This is a genomic window from Halorubrum ejinorense (genome assembly GCF_039522565.1).
GTDB classification, from domain to species: Archaea; Halobacteriota; Halobacteria; order Halobacteriales; family Haloferacaceae; genus Halorubrum; species Halorubrum ejinorense.
The window spans coordinates 149905-165219 of record NZ_BAAADQ010000015.1; the positions used below are offsets into that span (position 1 = coordinate 149905).

Sequence of the window (15315 nt, forward strand, 5' to 3'; positions counted from 1 at the left end):
CTCGGCCCGGACGGCGATCCGCTCGGTCCGACGGACGAGTCGTCGCTCACGGCGACGCCACCTCGCCTCGGTCGCTCGGTTCCGCTCCCCGTTCCGTCGCGGACGCGTCGTCCCCGGCGAGCTCCTCGGCGGCATCGCGGCGCAGGTCGTCGAACGAGACCGACCGGTCGCCGGCTCGGAATCGCGCGCCGTCGGCTTCGGCGACGACCGTCACGTCGGCCTCGTCGTCGGGCACCGGACCCGGTCCGGTCCGGGCCGCGAGTTCGAGCACGTCGCGTCGGCCGCGACCCCCGGGCTCCGCCGAGACGCGCCCCGTGGGCAGCCGCACGTCGACCGGAACGCCGTCGTCGAGCAGCGCCAGCGCGAGGCTCACCGTCGCCCGCGCGAGTTCGTCGGCGGCGGCCGCGCTCGCGGCGCGGTCGTCGGTCGCGCCGCCGCGACCGAACGAGACCCCGCCGACTGCGGTCCCGCGGTCGTCGGCCCCCTCGTCGCCGCGGACCTCGGTGCCGCCCGCGACGGTCACCCGATTCCGCGCGGTCTCGGCCGCGAACTCCTTGACGACGATCTCGTCGCGCTTCGCCGTCGTCGCCCAGTGAACGTCGCGGACCGCGTCGCCGGGGGCGTACTCGCGGAGCCGGTCGAACTCCTCCCGCTGTCGGCTCACGTCGACCGCGTCGGCCGCGTACAGCTCGCGTCGGAACCACGCCGGGACCGGGTCTCGGGGCGGATACACCGTCACGGCGTCGGTCTCGTCGACGACGATCTCTCGCTCGAAGAGGCCGAACACGTCGGTCACGGTGAGGTCGACCGGTCCGAGAACGCGCTCGCCGCGCTCGCGGTAGGTGACGCGGTACGAGACCGGTTCCGTGCCGACGGACGCCCGTATCGGGGCCGTCGGACCGTCGAGCCCCTCGCCGACCCGGACGCGAACGTCGGCGAGGAACGACGGCGACGAGCCGCCGCCGGCCGCCGTCGCCTCGGAGCCGAACTCCAGCCGCACGTCCCGCGTCTCCCCGACGAACCCGTCGGGCGGGGTCACGTGGCGGACCGCGGGGGCGTCGACGCGCGACACCTGAACGTAGCCGGCGACGAGCGCGATGGCGACCGGGATCACGATGGCATCGAGCGCGCGCCCGCCGGCGGCGACGGCGCTGGCGGCCGCGAGGACGCCGACGAGCCCGGCGACGCGTCCCCGGCGCGTGAGCGCGGCCTTCATCGTGGTTCCCGATGCGTCATCCGCGGATCACTCCACGCGGACTCGGTCGAGCGCGTCGGCGACGACCTCCGCGCCGTCGACCCCGCCCGACTCGGTCCGGATCCGGTGGGCTAACACGGTCGGCGCCTCGGTCTGTACGTCGTCGGGGATCACGTACTCGCGGCCGTCGAGCGCGGCGCGGGCCTGCGCCGCCCGGACCAGCGCGAGGCTCCCGCGCGGACTCGCCCCGAGCCGGGCGTTCTGACGGGTGTACACCGCGAGCCTGGCGACGTACTCCCGGATCGGCTCGGAGGCCTCTATCTCGCCGACGATCCGCCTCGCGCGCCGCACGTCCGCCACCGTCGCCACGGGCTCGACCGCGTCGACCGGGTGATCCCCGGTGAGCCGGCCGAGGATCGCCGCCTCCTCGTCGGTGTCCGGGTAGCCGAGCCGGATCTTCTTCGTGAATCGGTCGACCTCCGCGACCGGCAGCTCGTAAGTCTGTCCGGGCTCGACGTCGTTCTGTGTCGCGATCACGCAGAACGGGTCCGGGAGGCTCCGGGTCGTCCCGTCGGTGGTCACCTGGTTCTCCTCCATCGCCTCCAACAGCGCCGACTGCGTCTTCGGCGGGGCGCGGTTGATCTCGTCGCCGAGGACGACGTTCGCGAACACCGGCCCGGGCTGGAAGTCGAACTCGTCGGTTCGGCGGTTGAACACGTTGACGCCGGTGACGTCGGACGGGAGGAGATCGGGCGTGAACTGGACGCGCTTGAACGAGCCGTCGATCGAGCGCGCGACCGACTTCGCGAGCGTCGTCTTCCCGACGCCCGGCACGTCCTCGACGAGGAGGTGGCCGCGGGCCAACACGGTGACGAGGACGTGCTCGACCGCCTCGCGCTTGCCGACGATCACGTCCTCGACCTCGGCGACGATCCGGTCGGCGAGGTCGGCGACGTCCGCCGGGGTCTCGGGGTCGGCGTGTCGGTCCGACAGGTCGGCGTCGCTCGCCGACCGAGCCCCTCCCGGCCCGTTCTCGGCAGCCTCGGTAGGGTCCGCGCCGATCGGCCCGGAGTCTCCGGGGCCGGTCATTGTCGGCCGGTCCCGTCAGGCTCGGTCTGCCGACCGGACGCGGCCGTGCGAGTGCTCCCCATGGTCATCGATATGGATCCGATACGGCTGGAGGCGTCATATGCGTTCCGCCGGCGGGTATCCGTCCGTTGCGGCGGGTCGCGGTCTCGCGCTCGTCGCGCCGGCGCGCGTCTCCTTCGCTCCGAGCGCCCGGTCGCCGTTCCCCGACTACGACTCGCGCACGTTCCGCCCGACGGCCTCGCCGAACGACGCCGCGCCGGTCGCCGGATCGCGCTCGTAGACCACCTCGCCGCGGACGAGTGTGACCTCGGGGAAGACGCCCCGGAGCCCCTCGAAGGGGGTCCACGCGCAGGCGCTGTGGAGCGCGGCGGCCTCTATCTCCCGCGATCCGGCGGTGTCGACGAGCACGAGGTCGGCGTCGTACCCCTCGGCGACCCGCCCCTTCCGGTCGAGCCCGAACGCCGAGGCGGGGTTCGCGGCCGCAACGTCGCGGACGCGTTCGAGCGACAGTTCGCCCTTCCGAGCGGATTCGAGGAGCAGCGGGTACAGCGTCTCGACGCCCGGAACGCCGCTCGGCGCGTCCGCGAGCCCCTGCCGCTTCTCCGCGACCGTGTGCGGCGCGTGGTCGGTCGCGACGACGTCGACCGCGCCCTCGGCGAGCCGCGCGAACAGCGCTTCGCGGCGCTCCTCGGACCGGAGCGGGGGGTTCATCCGCCCGAACGTGCCGAGGGACCGAGCGCGCTCGCGCGAGAGGAACAGGTGGTGCGGCGTCACCTCGCAGGTCGCCGACGCGCCGTCCGCCCGTGCCTCGCTCACCGCGTCGACCGCCTCCGGCGTCGAGGTGTGCGCGACGTGGACCCGTGCGTCGCGGTCCGCGGCCGTCGCGAGCGCGCGCTCGACGGCCGCGATTTCGGCTTCAGCGGTCCGGTAGGCGGACCACGCGTCCGCGGTCGCGGCCGTGCCGATCCCGCCGAGGTCACCGTCGAGGGCACTCTCGTCGAACAGCGTCGCGTCCTCGGCGTGGACCGTCACGGGCACGTCGCGGGCGGTCGCCTCGTCGAGCGCGTCCGCGAAGAGGTCGGCGTCGATCCCCATGTCGCCCGTCGAGTCCGCGAGGAACACCTCGCCGAGCGCGAACAGCGGCCGGTCGAACAGGCTCTCTGGATCCCAGTCGGCGGTCACACCGCCGTTGATCCCGTAGTCGACGAGCGACTCGGCGGCGAGCGCCGCCTTCTCGTCGAAGCCGTCGCCGTCGACGGTCGGCGGCGAGGTGTTCGGCTGGTCGACGACGGTGGTGACGCCGCCGGCGGCCGCGCTGCGCGAGCCCGACGCCCACGTCTCCTTGTGGCTCCCGCCCGGCTCGCGGAAGTGGACGTGGACGTCGACCGCGCCCGGAAGGAGGTGTCTGCCGCGCGCTTCGAGGACGCGCTCGCCGGCGTCGGCGCCGAGCCCCTCGGCGACCGCGTCGATCCGTCCATCGTCGCCGATCCGCACGTCCCGAACCCGGCCGTCGGCCAGCGTCGCGCCCGTGATGAGCATGTTGTCGGCCGGTCGCGGCGAGCGGGATAAACGCTGGTGGTTCTCGGCGGCCGACCCGCGGACCCCGGTCGCCAGGCTCGCGCCCGCCCCGCGGCCGGCGTCACCACAAGACGTTTGCCGCCCGCATCGGGTTCCTCTCGCATGGTCTCGCCCCTCCCCGCGGTCGCCGATCCGAACGCCCTCCCCGCGGTCCCCGATCCGATCGGACTCCTCGCGGCCGCCGATCCGAGCGCCCTCCCCGCGGTCTCGACGCTCGCCGACTCGGTCGTCACGTGGCTGTGGACCCTCCTGTTGTTCCTCTTTCCGGGCCTCGTCGCCGCGGGGCTGTGTGTCCCGTTCCTCGCCGTCACGCGTCTCCGGGCGCTGTTCCGCTCGCTCCCCCCGGCGGGACGCGTGCTCCCCTCGTACGTCGCCGTCTCGGTCGGACTCTCGGCCCCGTACATCGCCGGCGTCGCCCTCACCGTCGGCCTCGTCGAGTCGGCGGGGCCCGGCTGGAGCGAGGGATTCATCGCCACGGCGGCGCTCGGCGCCGTCGGCCCCGTCCTCGTCGCCCCCGCGGTCGCCGTGCTCGGACTCCCGCGGCTCGGCCTCGACTGGGACCCGACGGGATACGGCTACTCGACGTGGCTCCTCCTCGTCGGTGCCGGGGCGGCGTACGCGGTCGTCGCCGCGGTGCCGCTCGTCGCGCTCGCCGTCGGGATGGCGCTGCCGGGCGGGTACTGAGAGAAACCGTCGGTTACCGCTCTCCTCCGACCCGGGAATTCCCGCGACCGACCGATACGCGTCTCCTAACTAAGCGGGCGAAGGTCGTGTGGCCGAGCATGAGCCTTACTCAGGCGATTCACAGCGGAGTGATGGCTATGCCTCTGCAGTTCGGCGGAGACCTGATCGAACTGGCGATCCTCTTTCTCGTCCTCGCCGTCATCGCGGCGGTCGCCGGCGCCAGCGGGGTCGCCGGACTGAGCATGAGCATCGCGAAGTGGCTCGTCATCATCTTCGTCGTGCTCGCGGTCGTCACGTTCGTCCTCTAATCCAGAAGCGAACCCCACAACCGCCGTAGGGTCCGCCGATGTTCTTCCAGACGAGTCGAACGGGTCGACCGCCAGCGACTGGTCGCCGACCGAACGGGTGTCACGGACGCTCGCGATCGACCGTGTCACTCCGTGCCGACGCTCCGATACGGTTTTGGGTCGCCCCGCGGAACTGCCGTTAAATGCTGTCTCGACAGTTCGTCCGGGAGAACCCCGAGGTCGTCCGCGAGGCGCTCGCCAACAAGGGCGTCGACGTCGACCTCGACCGGATACTCGACGTCGACGAGGAGTGGCGGGAGCTGAAACAGCGCGGCGACGACCTGCGTCACGAGCGCAACGAGGTCTCCTCGACGATCGGCGAGCTGAAACAGGCCGGCGAGGAGGAGGAAGCCCAGGAGGCGATCGAGCGGTCTCAAGACCTCAAGGCCGAGCTCCAAGCGATCGAGGAGCGGGCCGACGAACTGGAGGCCGAACTGGAGGAGTCGCTGCTCGAGCTCCCGCAGATCCCGCAGGAGTCGGTCCCGGTCGGCGCCGACGAGTCGGAGAACGTCGAGCGCCGCCGCGAGGGGTTCGACGACCTCCGCGACCTCCCCGCCGAGGTGACCCCGCACTACGACCTGGGCGAGGAGCTGGAGATCCTCGACTTCGAGCGCGGCGCGAAGGTCGCCGGCGGCGGCTTCTACGTCGCGAAGGGCGACGGCGCCCGGCTGGAACACGCGCTGATCCAGTTCATGCTCGACGTCCACCGCGAGCAGGGGTACGAGGACGTGTTCCCGCCGATCCCGGTCAACTCCGCGTCGATGCGGGGTACCGGCCAGCTCCCGAAGTTCACCGAGGACGCCTACCGGGTCGAGGGATCGAACGAGGACGAGTACGACGACAACGACCTCTGGCTGCTCCCGACCGCCGAGGTACCCGTCACTAACCTCCACCGCGACGAGATCCTGCTCGGCGAGGACCTCCCGCTGAAGTATCAGGCGTACACGCCGAACTTCCGCCAGGAGGCGGGCGAACACGGCACCGAGACGCGCGGTATCGTCCGCGTCCACCAGTTCAACAAGGTGGAGATGGTGAACTTCGTCCGCCCCGAGGAGAGCGACGAGCGCTTCGAGGGGCTCGTCGACGACGCCGAGGAGGTGCTCCGGCGCCTCGAACTCCCCTACCGCATCTTAGAGATGTGTACCGGCGACCTCGGCTTCACGCAGGCGAAGAAGTACGACGTCGAGGTGTGGGCGCCCGGCGACGACATGGACGAGGGCCCCGAGCAGGGCGGCCGCTGGCTGGAGGTCTCCTCGGTCTCGAACTTCGAGGACTTCCAGGCGCGCCGCGCTCAGATTCAGTACCGCGAGGAGCACCACGAGTCCGCCGAGTACCTCCACACCCTCAACGGCTCGGGGCTCGCGGTCCCGCGGATCGTCGTCGCCATCTTGGAGTACTACCAGAACGACGACGGCACCGTCACCGTCCCCGAGGCCCTGCGCCCGTACATGGGCGGCACCGAGGTCATCGAGGGCCACGACCCGGTCGGCGAGTCGAAACTGGGCGAGGAGTAGTCCCGAGCGTTCCTCCTCGGAACCGTCTCGCCGTCCGGCCGAGCGACGTCCGTCGCGACGGCGACCGAATCAGAGCTCGTGTTCGACCGCCCAGTGGTGGAGGTGTCCGAAGGCGGGGAACAGCGACTCCGCCTTCTCTGTCGGCGTGTACTCCACGCGGGGCGGGACCTCGTCGTACGCCTCGCGGTCGAGCAGCCCCGCTTCGGTCAGCTCTCGTAACCGAGTCGAGAGCGTGTTCGGCGCGATGTCGAGCTCGGCTTCGAGGTCGCTGAACCTGAGCGACCCCTCGGCGAACGCGAACGCGCTCAACACCGCCATCGTGTGGGCCTTTCCGAGCAGGTCGAGGAGCTCGGCCACGGTCCGACTGATGCGCTCTTGCGTCTCCGGTTCGAACGACTCGCGGAGCGCGGTCGCTTCCTCACGGGTCAGTCCGCCGCTCAGTTCGGGCACGTCCGGCGGATCGCTCGGGTCGTCCATCGGGCGGAACGTCAACACTTGTCGTATTGTATCTTTGGCCGTTGGTCCTAGATTCGCCCGATACTTCGAGACTTCGAAGTCGCACGTATATGCCCTCAGCGCTCCTTCACCCGGTATGCGAATCGCAGTATTCGGTGCGTCGGGACGAACCGGGCGTCCGCTCGTCGAACAGGCGCTCGACCGCGGACACGAGGTGGTCGCGTTCGTTCGGGACCCCGCGGGCCTCCCGTCGGCGTTCCGGGACGACGACCGAGTGACTGTCGTCGAGGGCGACGCCTACACCGGCGACGGCGTCGACCGCGCCGTCGGCGGGGACGGGGTCCCCGTCGACGCCGTCGTCAGCGTCCTCGGACAGACGAAGGAGGGGCCGGACGACCTCCTCACGGCGGCCGGCGGGCATCTGCTCGTGGCGATGGAGGAACACGGCGTCGACCGGATCGTGACGCTGGTCGGCGCCGGGGTCCGAGAGGAGGGCGAGTCGGTGAGCCTCGGCGGGAAGGTGATGGGGTCGCTGCTGAAGCTGCTGGCGCGGGCGGCCCTCGAAGACGCCCGCGACCACGTCGAGGCCGTCCGGGCCAGCGACACGCGGTGGACGGTCGTCCGCGGCCCGCGGCTCACGGAAGAGCCGGAGGCGGGCGCCTTCCGACACGGAACCGACCTCACGCTCGGGATGCGCGACACCGCCGCGCGGGCGAACGTCGCCGCGTTCGTCCTCGACTGCCTCGAGGACGATCGATACGTCCGCGAGATGCCGAAGATCGCCGACGACCGATGAGGGAGACGCTCCTCGTCACCGGTGGGACGGGGACCGTCGGCGAGCCGCTCGTCCGAGCACTCTCTGCCGGGGACGCGTCGGTCCGCATCGCGACTCGGAGCCCGGATAACCCACGCGAAACGTTCGGCGACGGGCAGGAGTACGTCGAGTTCGACCTCGATCGCCCGGAGACGTGGGGAGAGACCTTGGCCGGCGTCGACCGGCTGTTCCTCCTGTATCCGCCGGGAACCGGCGTGGGCGAGGTCACCGAGTTCGCCGACGCCGCCGACCGAGTGGGCGTCGAGCACGTCGCCTTCCTGTCGATCCTCGGCGCGGAGAAGCTCCCGGTCCTTCCGCACCGGCGGATCGAGACGCACCTCGCGCGAACGAACATGTCGTACACGCTCCTCCGCGCCTCGTGGTTCACGCAGAACCTGAGCGAGGTTCACCGCGCGGAGATCGTCGAGCGCGACGAGCTATTCTTCCCGGCGGGCGACGGCGTGCTGAGCTTCACCGACGCGCGGGACGTGGCGGCGGTCGCCGCGACCGTCCTCACCGAGTCAGGGCATGAGAACCGGGCGTACGACCTCACCGGCCCGGCCGCGCTCGACTTTCACGAGGTCGCCGCGGTGTTCTCGGACGTGCTCGACAGACCGATCAAATACGCCGACCCGTCGCGGCTGACGTTCGCGCGGCAGATGTACCGACGCGGGTTCTCCCCGGGGTTCGTCGCGTTCATGGTCGCCGAGTACTCCGTCGTCCGGCTGGGCCGCTCCGGACGGACGACCGACGACGTCGAGACGCTGCTGGGGCGGCCGCCGCGAACGGTGCGCGAGTTCGTCGCGGATTACGCCGACGAGTTCCGCGCGTAGTGCGCACCGGAATCCCACACTGCCCGGGTCCTACTGGTTCTCCAGGGCGTCGAGGATACACGCGGCGGCGACGACGGCCTCCTTCGGCACGTCGCTCGCGTCGTCGATGGTGACCGTGTAGGCGTCGCGCAGCGAGAACTGCCCCTCGATGTCGCCGACGTGGCCGCCGTCGGCGTCGAATATCTCGTACTTGTTCGGGATGAGGTTCGCGGCGCCGACGAGGTGCCGGAGCGCGGAGAGGAGCTTATTTTTCGACTGAATCGTCGCCAGCGCCTCGCCCGTGTCGGGGTCTCGGATCGTCCAGTTCTCGACGAAGATGGAGTAGTCCTCGTCTAAGACGACGACCTCCTCGCCGGTCCCCGCGTCGACGATGGCGTAGTTCCCGCCGATGTCCATGATGCCGCCCGCCTTCACGGAGAACGCGTCCTCGTCGTCGCCGGTGACGAACGGGAACTCCTCTTTCAGCTTGAACATCTTCTGTTTCCCGCGCAAGACGACGTCGCCCGCGCTGTCGCGGACAGTGTACTTGTTCCGGACCATCGACTGTTTCACCTCGTAGCGGTCGTCGCTGAGGTCGACGGTCGAGATGTCGTACTTGCCCGGCTCGGACGAGCCGGTGGAGGGATCGTTCATGGCCGACACGATGTCGAGGCGTCAGAAAACGGTTCCGCTCGTCGCAGCCGGCGGGAATACCCCGGCCGCGGCGGGGCTCTTCAGCGCGTCAGCCGGCCCACCGGCTTCGCCGCGTCGCCACGGCGGCGGAGCGAGCGGACTACGGTCGCGGCCGGCGGCGAGCGCGTCGGGCGCGGTCGCCTTGTCATCGATCCCGGCCGTCAATTAGTAGATCATAGAACAAATTACGAAAAGAAAATAGAACCCCGACAAACCGCTCACAAGCGAAACTATTTCTAATCAGGTTTTGTGTGGGCTGGTATGGAGCACCCAAACGTACTGGTCTTCGTCGAGTTCCCCGACCCGACGGTCCCCACGACGGGCTTCCTCAATCACCTCAAATACCCGGACGCCGAGGTCGTCGGCTTCTACCACCTCGACGACGACGAGTCCGCCGAGGAGGTGCGCGCCGCGCGCGGGGCCGAGTTCGCCTCGGAACTCGAAGCGATAGCCGAGCGGTTCGAGCAGGTGGGCGTCCGGACGGATCACGACCTCGTGTTCGACCGGGACCGGTTCGCGGCCCGGCAACAGATCGTCGAGCAGGAGGACGTCGACGCGGTCCTGCTCCCCGGGGCGGCGAACACGCTCGGCAAGGTGTTGATCGCCTCTCGCGACCTGCGGAACGCCGAGCGGAAGGTCCCGCTGCTCGACATCGTCGACCAGACGGACCTGATCTCGATCGGCCTCGTCCACGTCGCCGATCCGGACGACCCCGATGGCGAGGCGGAGGGAGCACGGATCCTGAAGGAGACGGCCTCGACGCTCACCGACGCGGGCTTCCCGGAGTTGAAGATCGACCGGACCGTCAGGACGGGGACGGACGTGGCGTTCGAACTGGGCCAGGCGGCCAGCGGTTACGACCTCATCGTGTTGGGCGAGACGGAACAGGACATCGGCGACCGGATCTTCGGCCCGGTCGGCGAGTACATCGTCGACGAGCGGCAGATTCCGGTGCTGATCCTCCGCTGATCGCTCGGCGGTCAGGGCGTCAGCCGGTCGACCGAGAGCCACGCCACGTCGGCGTCGACGGACGCGTCGTCGGCGTCGGCGGCGGGATGGTCGTCGCCGACCGCGGTCAGCGCGAACACCATCTCCTTGCGGACGCCGCCCGCGAGGCGCACGTCGAGCGAGAGTTCGCGGGGCGAGAAGCGGTGGTCGCTTCCGACGACTCGGACGAGGTGCTCCGAGTGCGGCAGGTCCTCGACCGTCTCCACGTCGAGGTAGGTCCGGAAGTCGGCGCCGAACTTGAAGCCGGTCTTCGGCACGGCGTCGGCGCCGCGGAGGCGCCGGTAGACGGCGAGCCGCCGGTCGAACCGCTCGCCCTCCACGTCGCGGCCGCGGGCGACGATCCGGGCGGCGTCGTCGGTCGTCCCGTTCCCCGGGTCGTCGCCGGGAGCCTCGCCCGTCGCCCCGACCGACGCCGACAGCGACAGGCGCCCGTCGGCGGCCAGCGACGCGGCCTCGACGAGCGAGAGCTGGAGCGCGCCCTCGACGTCGGCGGCTCGGCCGGTGAGGGGTCGGCCGTAGAAGCCGCGCTCGTAGAGCCCCTCGGGGGCGTCCCAGACGACGACGCGGTCGGCGAGGAGGACCCCCGACAGCGACCCCGGCGGCTCGTAGCCGGTCGCGCCGTCGATATCGCCCGCCTCGGCCGCGAAATAGGTGATGTCGGACTCCTCGTCGACGACCGCGAGGGTGCGGCCCGCCAGTCCCGCCGCCGCGATCGACTCGCGCTCGCCGACCACTTGGATCGGGTACTTCACGTTCCCCGTGTCGGGCGTCTCGCCGCGCTCGTAGGTGACGAAGTCGACCGCGTCGCTCGGCGCGTCGCTCCCGCCGGGCCACGGCTCGCGGGCGGGCGAGAGGTAGAAGCCGCGGTCGCGGAGGTCCGAGTAGACGAGGAACCGCACCGCGAAGCGGTCGGCGGCGGCCGCGCTCGCGACGAAGAAGCGCTCGAAGCCGACGGGGCCGGCGTCGGGTCCGCCGGCGTCGTCGCCCCCGAGTTCGATCCCGGACAGGTCGCCGCGGAACAGCAGGTGCGCGGCCTCGACCCGCGAGAGCGCGATCTCGTTGCCGTCGAGCGGCCGCCCGTACCCCCGGGCGTCGTAGAAGCGCTGGCGGGCGTCCCCGCCGACGCGGACCGCGTCGCCCCGCAGGTGTCCCGTCGGTTGCATACCCGTCACGGCGGGCGGCCGAGGGAAGGGGGTTGCGGTCGGCGTTCGCGGGGTCGTCTCCCCGTCCTCCCGACGTATCGGATAAGGATAAAGAGCCGCCGGCGAGAACGTGGCGTATGAACGACACCGCAGGGCTCCGGCTCACGGTGCGTGCCGCCGAGAAGCGGGACGCGGGCCGGGGCATCGCTAGGCTCCCCGAGTCGGCCCGCAAGCGGCTCGCCCTCCTCAGCGGCGACACGGTCGAGGTGCGCGGCGAGCGCACCGCCGTGGCGAAGGTGTGGCCGGGCGGCCCCAGCGCCGCCGACGGGTCCGTCCTCATCGACGCCGACACCCGCGCGAACGCCGGCGTGAAGGTCGGCGACACCGTGACGATCGCTCCCGTCGACGTCTCCGACGCGGACCGCGTGACGCTCGCCGCGCCGGGCCGGCTCGCCGAGGTCGACGTGAGCCGCGAGGTCGTCGAGCGCGCGCTCTCCCGCGAACTCCGCGACCGCCCCGTCACCGAGGGTGAGGCCGTCCACGTCGAGCGGCTGGGGGGGCTCCGGTTCGTCGTCGCCGCGACCGCCCCGTCCGGGACCGTCCGGATCACGGCCTCGACCGACGTGTCGGTCGAGTACGAGGAGCGCGCGGGCGACACGCCCGAGGCGTCGACGGGGACCGACGACCGCGCCGCGAGGTCGACCGACTCGGGCACCGATCTGCCCGGAGACGACGCCGCCCCGAAGGGCGGGTCGCCGCCCGCCGAACACACCGCGGGCTCGACGTACGAGGACATCGGCGGCCTCGACGAGGAGCTGGAGCTGGTCCGGGAGACGATCGAGTTGCCCCTCTCCGAGCCGGAGGTGTTCACCCGGCTCGGCGTCGACCCGCCGAAGGGCGTGCTGCTCCACGGCCCGCCGGGCACCGGGAAGACGCTCATCGCCCGCGCCGTCGCCAACGAGGTCGACGCGACGTTCATCACCGTCGACGGCCCGGAGATCATGTCGAAGTACAAGGGCGAAAGCGAGGAGCGGCTCCGCGAGGTGTTCGAGCGCGCGAGCGAGAACGCCCCGGCGATAATCTTCTTCGACGAGATCGACTCGATCGCGGGGAAACGCGACGACGGCGGCGACGTGGAGAACCGCGTCGTCGGGCAGCTGCTCTCGCTGATGGACGGGCTCGACGCCCGCGGCGACGTGATCGTCATCGGCGCGACGAACCGCGTCGACACGATCGACCCGGCGCTCCGGCGGGGCGGGCGGTTCGACCGCGAGATCGAGATCGGCGTCCCCGGCGAGGCGGGTCGCCGCCAGATCCTCGACGTCCACACGCGCCGGATGCCGCTGGCCGACGACGTCGACTTAGACCGGATCGCGAGCCGGACGCACGGCTTCGTCGGCGCCGACATCGAGGGGCTCGCGCAGGAGGCGGCGATGACGGCGCTGCGCCGCGCGCGTCAGGACGACGCGAAGGCGCTCGCCGACGTGACCGTCACGAAGGCGGACTTCGAGGCGGCCCACGCGAACGTCGAGCCGAGCGCGATGCGCGAGTACGTCGCCGAGCAGCCGACGACCGACTTCTCGGACGTCGGCGGGCTCGAGGACGCGAAGGAGGAACTCGAACGCGCCGTGACGTGGCCGCTGTCGTACGGGCCGCTGTTCGACGCCGCGGGCGCCGACCCCCCGACCGGCGTCCTGCTGTACGGCCCGCCCGGCACCGGGAAGACGATGCTCGCGCGCGCCATCGCCGGTGAGAGCGGCGTCAACTTCATCCAGGTCGCGGGGCCGGAACTGCTCGACCGGTACGTCGGCGAGTCGGAGAAGGCGGTGCGCGAGCTGTTCGACCGCGCGCGGCAGGCGGCGCCCGCGATAATCTTCTTCGACGAGATCGACGCGGTCGCGACCGACCGCGACGCGGCCGGCGGCGACGGCTCCGGCGTGAGCGAGCGGGTGGTCTCACAGCTGCTGACGGAGCTCGACCGCGCCAGCGACAACCCGAACCTCGTCGTCCTCGCGGCGACGAACCGGCGGAACGCGTTGGACCCGGCGCTGCTCCGTCCCGGTCGGCTGGAGACCCACGTCGAGGTGCCCGAACCGGACCGCGAGGCGCGCCGCAAGATTCTGGACGTTCACACCCGCGGGAAACCCCTCGTCGACGGCGTCGACTTGGAGCGCGTCGCCGACGAGACGGAGGGGTACTCCGGAGCGGAGATCGCCTCGCTGTCGCGCGCGGCCGCGATGCGCGCCATCGAACGCGTCGCCGACGAACACGGCGAGGCCGCCAACGACCACGCCGACGAGGTCGGGATCACCGACGAGGACTTCGACGCGGCGATCGAGTCGGTCCGGCCTGAAACCGCTTGAGGCCGTCCGAATCCCCCGCGCAGCCCGCTCGCCTCAGTCGTCTTCCGCGGTCGGGCTCTCTTCGGCGTCGCTCGCCTCCGCGTCGGCCTCGCCGCTCTCGTCGCTCCCGTGCCCGCCGTGGGCGTGGCCCTCGTGAAGCGCGCCGGCGCCGAACTCGTCGACCGGGGTGACGCTGTAATCGACCGTCAGCGTGTCCTTCGTCGCGCGGACCTTCCCCACGAACGCCGATATCTCCTCTAAGCCGCCCTCTAAGACGAACAGCTCCATACAGTACTGCGAGCCGACGTGGCTGTGGAAGTTCGAGGCGACGATCCCCTCGTGTTCGTGTCGCAGCCGCATCATCCGCTCCTCGACGCTCGTCGTCTCGTAGTTGAAGAGGACGGTCACCACGGCCATCAGGCTCCGGTCTTCGAGCTTGGCGTCCTCGAACTCGCCGAGGAGATTACGCGAGGCCTCGCGGACCACCTCGCTGCGCCCGGTGTACCCGTGTTCGTCGGAGAACTGGTCGATCCGGTCGAGCAACTCTTCCGGCATTGAGACGCTGACGACGGTCATGTATTAACCCACACCGGCGAAGTTGTTAATCCTTGAGGTCCGGGGGCTCGCGCGCCTCGTCGATCCCGACGCGCTCGCTCAGCCACGCGTAGTGGTCGAGTAACGCGGCCTCGCCCGCCTCGGTGAGCGCGTACACGTCGGCGATCCCCTCGGTCCGCCGGTCGAGGTAGCCGTCGTCGACGAGCGCGGAGAGGGTCCCGTAGAAAGATCTCGGGTCGATCCGCTCGTCGTAGTGCGATTCGAGCCGGCTCTTCGCCGACTGCGCGCGCAACTCGCCGTGGTCGTACAACAGCGCACAGAGGTCGCGGCGCCGGCCGCTGTGGAACCACTTCGTCATGGATCGCGAGTCGCCCCGCGGCACAATAAATCGCTCACGACGCGTCCGCCGGCCCGCCGCTGCCCCGCGCGTCGCCGTCGACCAGTTCGTCGAGGCGGCTCACGCGCCGGTCGCCGAGGACGCAGCGCCCGCGCTCGTCGTGGCCGACGCGCTCGACGTGGACCGCGTCGAGTCCCGCGTTCCAGGCCGCGCCCACGTCGCTCTCGCCGTCGCCGACGTAGTAGCCGCGGGCGCTCCGAGGGTCGACGCCGAGCGACTCCATCGCCAACTCGATCGGGTCGGGGCTGGGCTTCCATCCGGTCTCGTCGGTGCAACAGACGACCGCGTCGAAGCGCCCGTCGAGGTCGACGTGGTCGAGGACCGGCTCCGCGAGGAACTCCTGACAGTGGGTGACGAGGCCGGCCGGCCCGCCGACCTCCGCCACGCGGTCGAGCAGGCGCGCGGCGTCGTCGTGGAGGAACGTCGCCTCCGCGCGGGCGATCGGGTCCTCCTCGGCGTGGAACGCCGGCCAGAAGTCGTCGGGGTCGACGCCGATGTCGCGGAGCGTCTCGCGGCGGGCCCCGCCGAGTCCGTTCCAGAGGACGTACGCCTCCCGGTCCGAGAACTCGCGGCCCAGCCTGTCGCCGACGCGGTCGAACACGTCGCGGGTGTACGCCCACTCGGCGTCGACGAGGGTCCCGTCGAGGTCGAACAGGTGGAAGTCGTAGTCGGCGACGGCCATGGGTGCG

At 71.2% G+C, this 15315-nt stretch carries 16 protein-coding genes; 7 read left to right on the top strand and 9 right to left on the bottom strand.

Features of this window, described 5'->3' with window-relative positions:
• Positions 1 to 46 precede the first annotated feature (46 nt).
• The 3 genes from ABDZ89_RS14015 to ABDZ89_RS14025 all read right to left on the bottom strand — a co-directional run bounded on the left by ABDZ89_RS14015 (position 47) and on the right by ABDZ89_RS14025 (position 3823).
• Positions 47 to 1216, bottom strand: coding sequence for a DUF58 domain-containing protein (locus ABDZ89_RS14015; protein ID WP_343780163.1), 1170 nt, complete (start codon positions 1214 to 1216; stop codon positions 47 to 49).
• Positions 1217 to 1243: 27 nt separating this feature from the next.
• Complete coding sequence (locus tag ABDZ89_RS14020) at positions 1244 to 2284, bottom strand: AAA family ATPase (RefSeq protein WP_343780164.1); 1041 nt, start codon at positions 2282 to 2284, stop codon at positions 1244 to 1246.
• Between the two features lie 207 nt (positions 2285 to 2491).
• Positions 2492 to 3823 (bottom strand): dihydroorotase, encoded by a 1332-nt coding sequence (locus ABDZ89_RS14025; protein ID WP_343780166.1) that lies wholly within the window; start codon positions 3821 to 3823, stop codon positions 2492 to 2494.
• A 141-nt stretch (positions 3824 to 3964) separates the two neighbouring features.
• Between ABDZ89_RS14025 and ABDZ89_RS14030 the strand changes: the two genes are divergently transcribed.
• From ABDZ89_RS14030 to serS, 3 genes are all read left to right on the top strand, one after another.
• Positions 3965 to 4546: a DUF8162 family protein gene (locus ABDZ89_RS14030; RefSeq protein ID WP_343780167.1), complete on the top strand. Its 582-nt coding sequence runs from the start codon at positions 3965 to 3967 to the stop codon at positions 4544 to 4546.
• 98 nt (positions 4547 to 4644) lie between these two features.
• The gene (locus ABDZ89_RS14035) at positions 4645 to 4854 is read left to right on the top strand and encodes a DUF1328 family protein (protein WP_343780168.1); all 210 of its coding nucleotides are present in this window, start codon (positions 4645 to 4647) and stop codon (positions 4852 to 4854) included.
• A gap of 182 nt (positions 4855 to 5036) precedes the next feature.
• Positions 5037 to 6407 carry a serine--tRNA ligase gene (serS, locus tag ABDZ89_RS14040; RefSeq protein WP_343780169.1) on the top strand — a complete coding sequence of 457 codons (1371 nt, stop codon included), beginning with the start codon at positions 5037 to 5039 and terminating at the stop codon, positions 6405 to 6407.
• A 69-nt stretch (positions 6408 to 6476) separates the two neighbouring features.
• On the opposite strand, the gene ABDZ89_RS14045 is transcribed toward serS, so the two are convergent.
• A complete protein-coding gene (locus ABDZ89_RS14045; protein ID WP_343780170.1) occupies positions 6477 to 6884 on the bottom strand; it encodes a winged helix-turn-helix transcriptional regulator in 408 nt (135 codons plus the stop codon).
• Positions 6885 to 6999: 115 nt separating this feature from the next.
• Here ABDZ89_RS14045 and ABDZ89_RS14050 point away from each other — a divergent pair, with 115 nt between their 5' ends.
• Complete coding sequence (locus tag ABDZ89_RS14050) at positions 7000 to 7659, top strand: NAD(P)-dependent oxidoreductase (RefSeq protein WP_343780171.1); 660 nt, start codon at positions 7000 to 7002, stop codon at positions 7657 to 7659.
• Positions 7656 to 8510, top strand: a complete 855-nt coding sequence (locus tag ABDZ89_RS14055; RefSeq protein ID WP_343780172.1) for an SDR family oxidoreductase — start codon at positions 7656 to 7658, stop codon at positions 8508 to 8510. The genes ABDZ89_RS14050 and ABDZ89_RS14055 overlap by 4 nt, the downstream gene beginning before the upstream one ends.
• Positions 8511 to 8540: 30 nt before the next feature.
• On the opposite strand, the gene ABDZ89_RS14060 is transcribed toward ABDZ89_RS14055, so the two are convergent.
• Positions 8541 to 9143: an LURP-one-related family protein gene (locus ABDZ89_RS14060; protein ID WP_343780173.1), complete on the bottom strand. Its 603-nt coding sequence runs from the start codon at positions 9141 to 9143 to the stop codon at positions 8541 to 8543.
• Between the two features lie 300 nt (positions 9144 to 9443).
• Between ABDZ89_RS14060 and ABDZ89_RS14065 the strand changes: the two genes are divergently transcribed.
• Positions 9444 to 10151 carry a universal stress protein gene (locus ABDZ89_RS14065; protein ID WP_343780174.1) on the top strand — a complete coding sequence of 236 codons (708 nt, stop codon included), beginning with the start codon at positions 9444 to 9446 and terminating at the stop codon, positions 10149 to 10151.
• A gap of 11 nt (positions 10152 to 10162) precedes the next feature.
• Here ABDZ89_RS14065 and endA read toward each other — a convergent pair whose 3' ends face one another.
• On the bottom strand, positions 10163 to 11353 hold the full coding sequence (gene endA, locus ABDZ89_RS14070) for a tRNA-intron lyase (RefSeq protein WP_343780175.1): 1191 nt from the start codon (positions 11351 to 11353) through the stop codon (positions 10163 to 10165).
• 116 nt (positions 11354 to 11469) lie between these two features.
• On the opposite strand from endA, the gene ABDZ89_RS14075 reads away from it, so the two are divergent.
• Complete coding sequence (locus ABDZ89_RS14075) at positions 11470 to 13695, top strand: AAA family ATPase (RefSeq protein WP_343780176.1); 2226 nt, start codon at positions 11470 to 11472, stop codon at positions 13693 to 13695.
• A gap of 33 nt (positions 13696 to 13728) precedes the next feature.
• Here the strand turns inward: ABDZ89_RS14075 and ABDZ89_RS14080 are convergent, their stop codons facing one another.
• From ABDZ89_RS14080 to ABDZ89_RS14090, 3 genes are read right to left on the bottom strand one after another with little or no spacing between them, the layout of a single operon-like run.
• Entirely contained in the window at positions 13729 to 14250 is a 522-nt protein-coding gene (locus ABDZ89_RS14080; RefSeq protein ID WP_343780177.1) for a CopG family ribbon-helix-helix protein, read from the bottom strand.
• A 25-nt stretch (positions 14251 to 14275) separates the two neighbouring features.
• A complete protein-coding gene (locus ABDZ89_RS14085) occupies positions 14276 to 14587 on the bottom strand; it encodes a PadR family transcriptional regulator (RefSeq protein WP_343780180.1) in 312 nt (103 codons plus the stop codon).
• Positions 14588 to 14621: 34 nt separating this feature from the next.
• Positions 14622 to 15308: an HAD family hydrolase gene (locus tag ABDZ89_RS14090; protein ID WP_343780181.1), complete on the bottom strand. Its 687-nt coding sequence runs from the start codon at positions 15306 to 15308 to the stop codon at positions 14622 to 14624.
• Positions 15309 to 15315 lie beyond the last annotated feature (7 nt).

Excerpts from the sequence above, each read along its gene's own strand:
- ABDZ89_RS14035 (WP_343780168.1), top strand. The coding sequence starts at position 4,645 with ATGAGCCTTACTCAGGCGATTCACAGCGGAGTGATGGCTATGCCTCTG.
- ABDZ89_RS14060 (WP_343780173.1), bottom strand. The coding sequence starts at position 9,143 with ATGAACGATCCCTCCACCGGCTCGTCCGAGCCGGGCAAGTACGACATC.
- ABDZ89_RS14030 (WP_343780167.1), top strand. The coding sequence starts at position 3,965 with ATGGTCTCGCCCCTCCCCGCGGTCGCCGATCCGAACGCCCTCCCCGCG.
- ABDZ89_RS14090 (WP_343780181.1), bottom strand. The coding sequence starts at position 15,308 with ATGGCCGTCGCCGACTACGACTTCCACCTGTTCGACCTCGACGGGACC.
- ABDZ89_RS14055 (WP_343780172.1), top strand. The coding sequence starts at position 7,656 with ATGAGGGAGACGCTCCTCGTCACCGGTGGGACGGGGACCGTCGGCGAG.
- ABDZ89_RS14015 (WP_343780163.1), bottom strand. The coding sequence starts at position 1,216 with ATGAAGGCCGCGCTCACGCGCCGGGGACGCGTCGCCGGGCTCGTCGGC.
- serS (WP_343780169.1), top strand. The coding sequence starts at position 5,037 with ATGCTGTCTCGACAGTTCGTCCGGGAGAACCCCGAGGTCGTCCGCGAG.
- ABDZ89_RS14085 (WP_343780180.1), bottom strand. The coding sequence starts at position 14,587 with ATGACGAAGTGGTTCCACAGCGGCCGGCGCCGCGACCTCTGTGCGCTG.
- ABDZ89_RS14020 (WP_343780164.1), bottom strand. The coding sequence starts at position 2,284 with ATGACCGGCCCCGGAGACTCCGGGCCGATCGGCGCGGACCCTACCGAG.
- ABDZ89_RS14025 (WP_343780166.1), bottom strand. The coding sequence starts at position 3,823 with ATGCTCATCACGGGCGCGACGCTGGCCGACGGCCGGGTTCGGGACGTG.
- ABDZ89_RS14080 (WP_343780177.1), bottom strand. The coding sequence starts at position 14,250 with ATGACCGTCGTCAGCGTCTCAATGCCGGAAGAGTTGCTCGACCGGATC.
- ABDZ89_RS14075 (WP_343780176.1), top strand. The coding sequence starts at position 11,470 with ATGAACGACACCGCAGGGCTCCGGCTCACGGTGCGTGCCGCCGAGAAG.
- ABDZ89_RS14050 (WP_343780171.1), top strand. The coding sequence starts at position 7,000 with ATGCGAATCGCAGTATTCGGTGCGTCGGGACGAACCGGGCGTCCGCTC.
- endA (WP_343780175.1), bottom strand. The coding sequence starts at position 11,353 with ATGCAACCGACGGGACACCTGCGGGGCGACGCGGTCCGCGTCGGCGGG.
- ABDZ89_RS14065 (WP_343780174.1), top strand. The coding sequence starts at position 9,444 with ATGGAGCACCCAAACGTACTGGTCTTCGTCGAGTTCCCCGACCCGACG.
- ABDZ89_RS14045 (WP_343780170.1), bottom strand. The coding sequence starts at position 6,884 with ATGGACGACCCGAGCGATCCGCCGGACGTGCCCGAACTGAGCGGCGGA.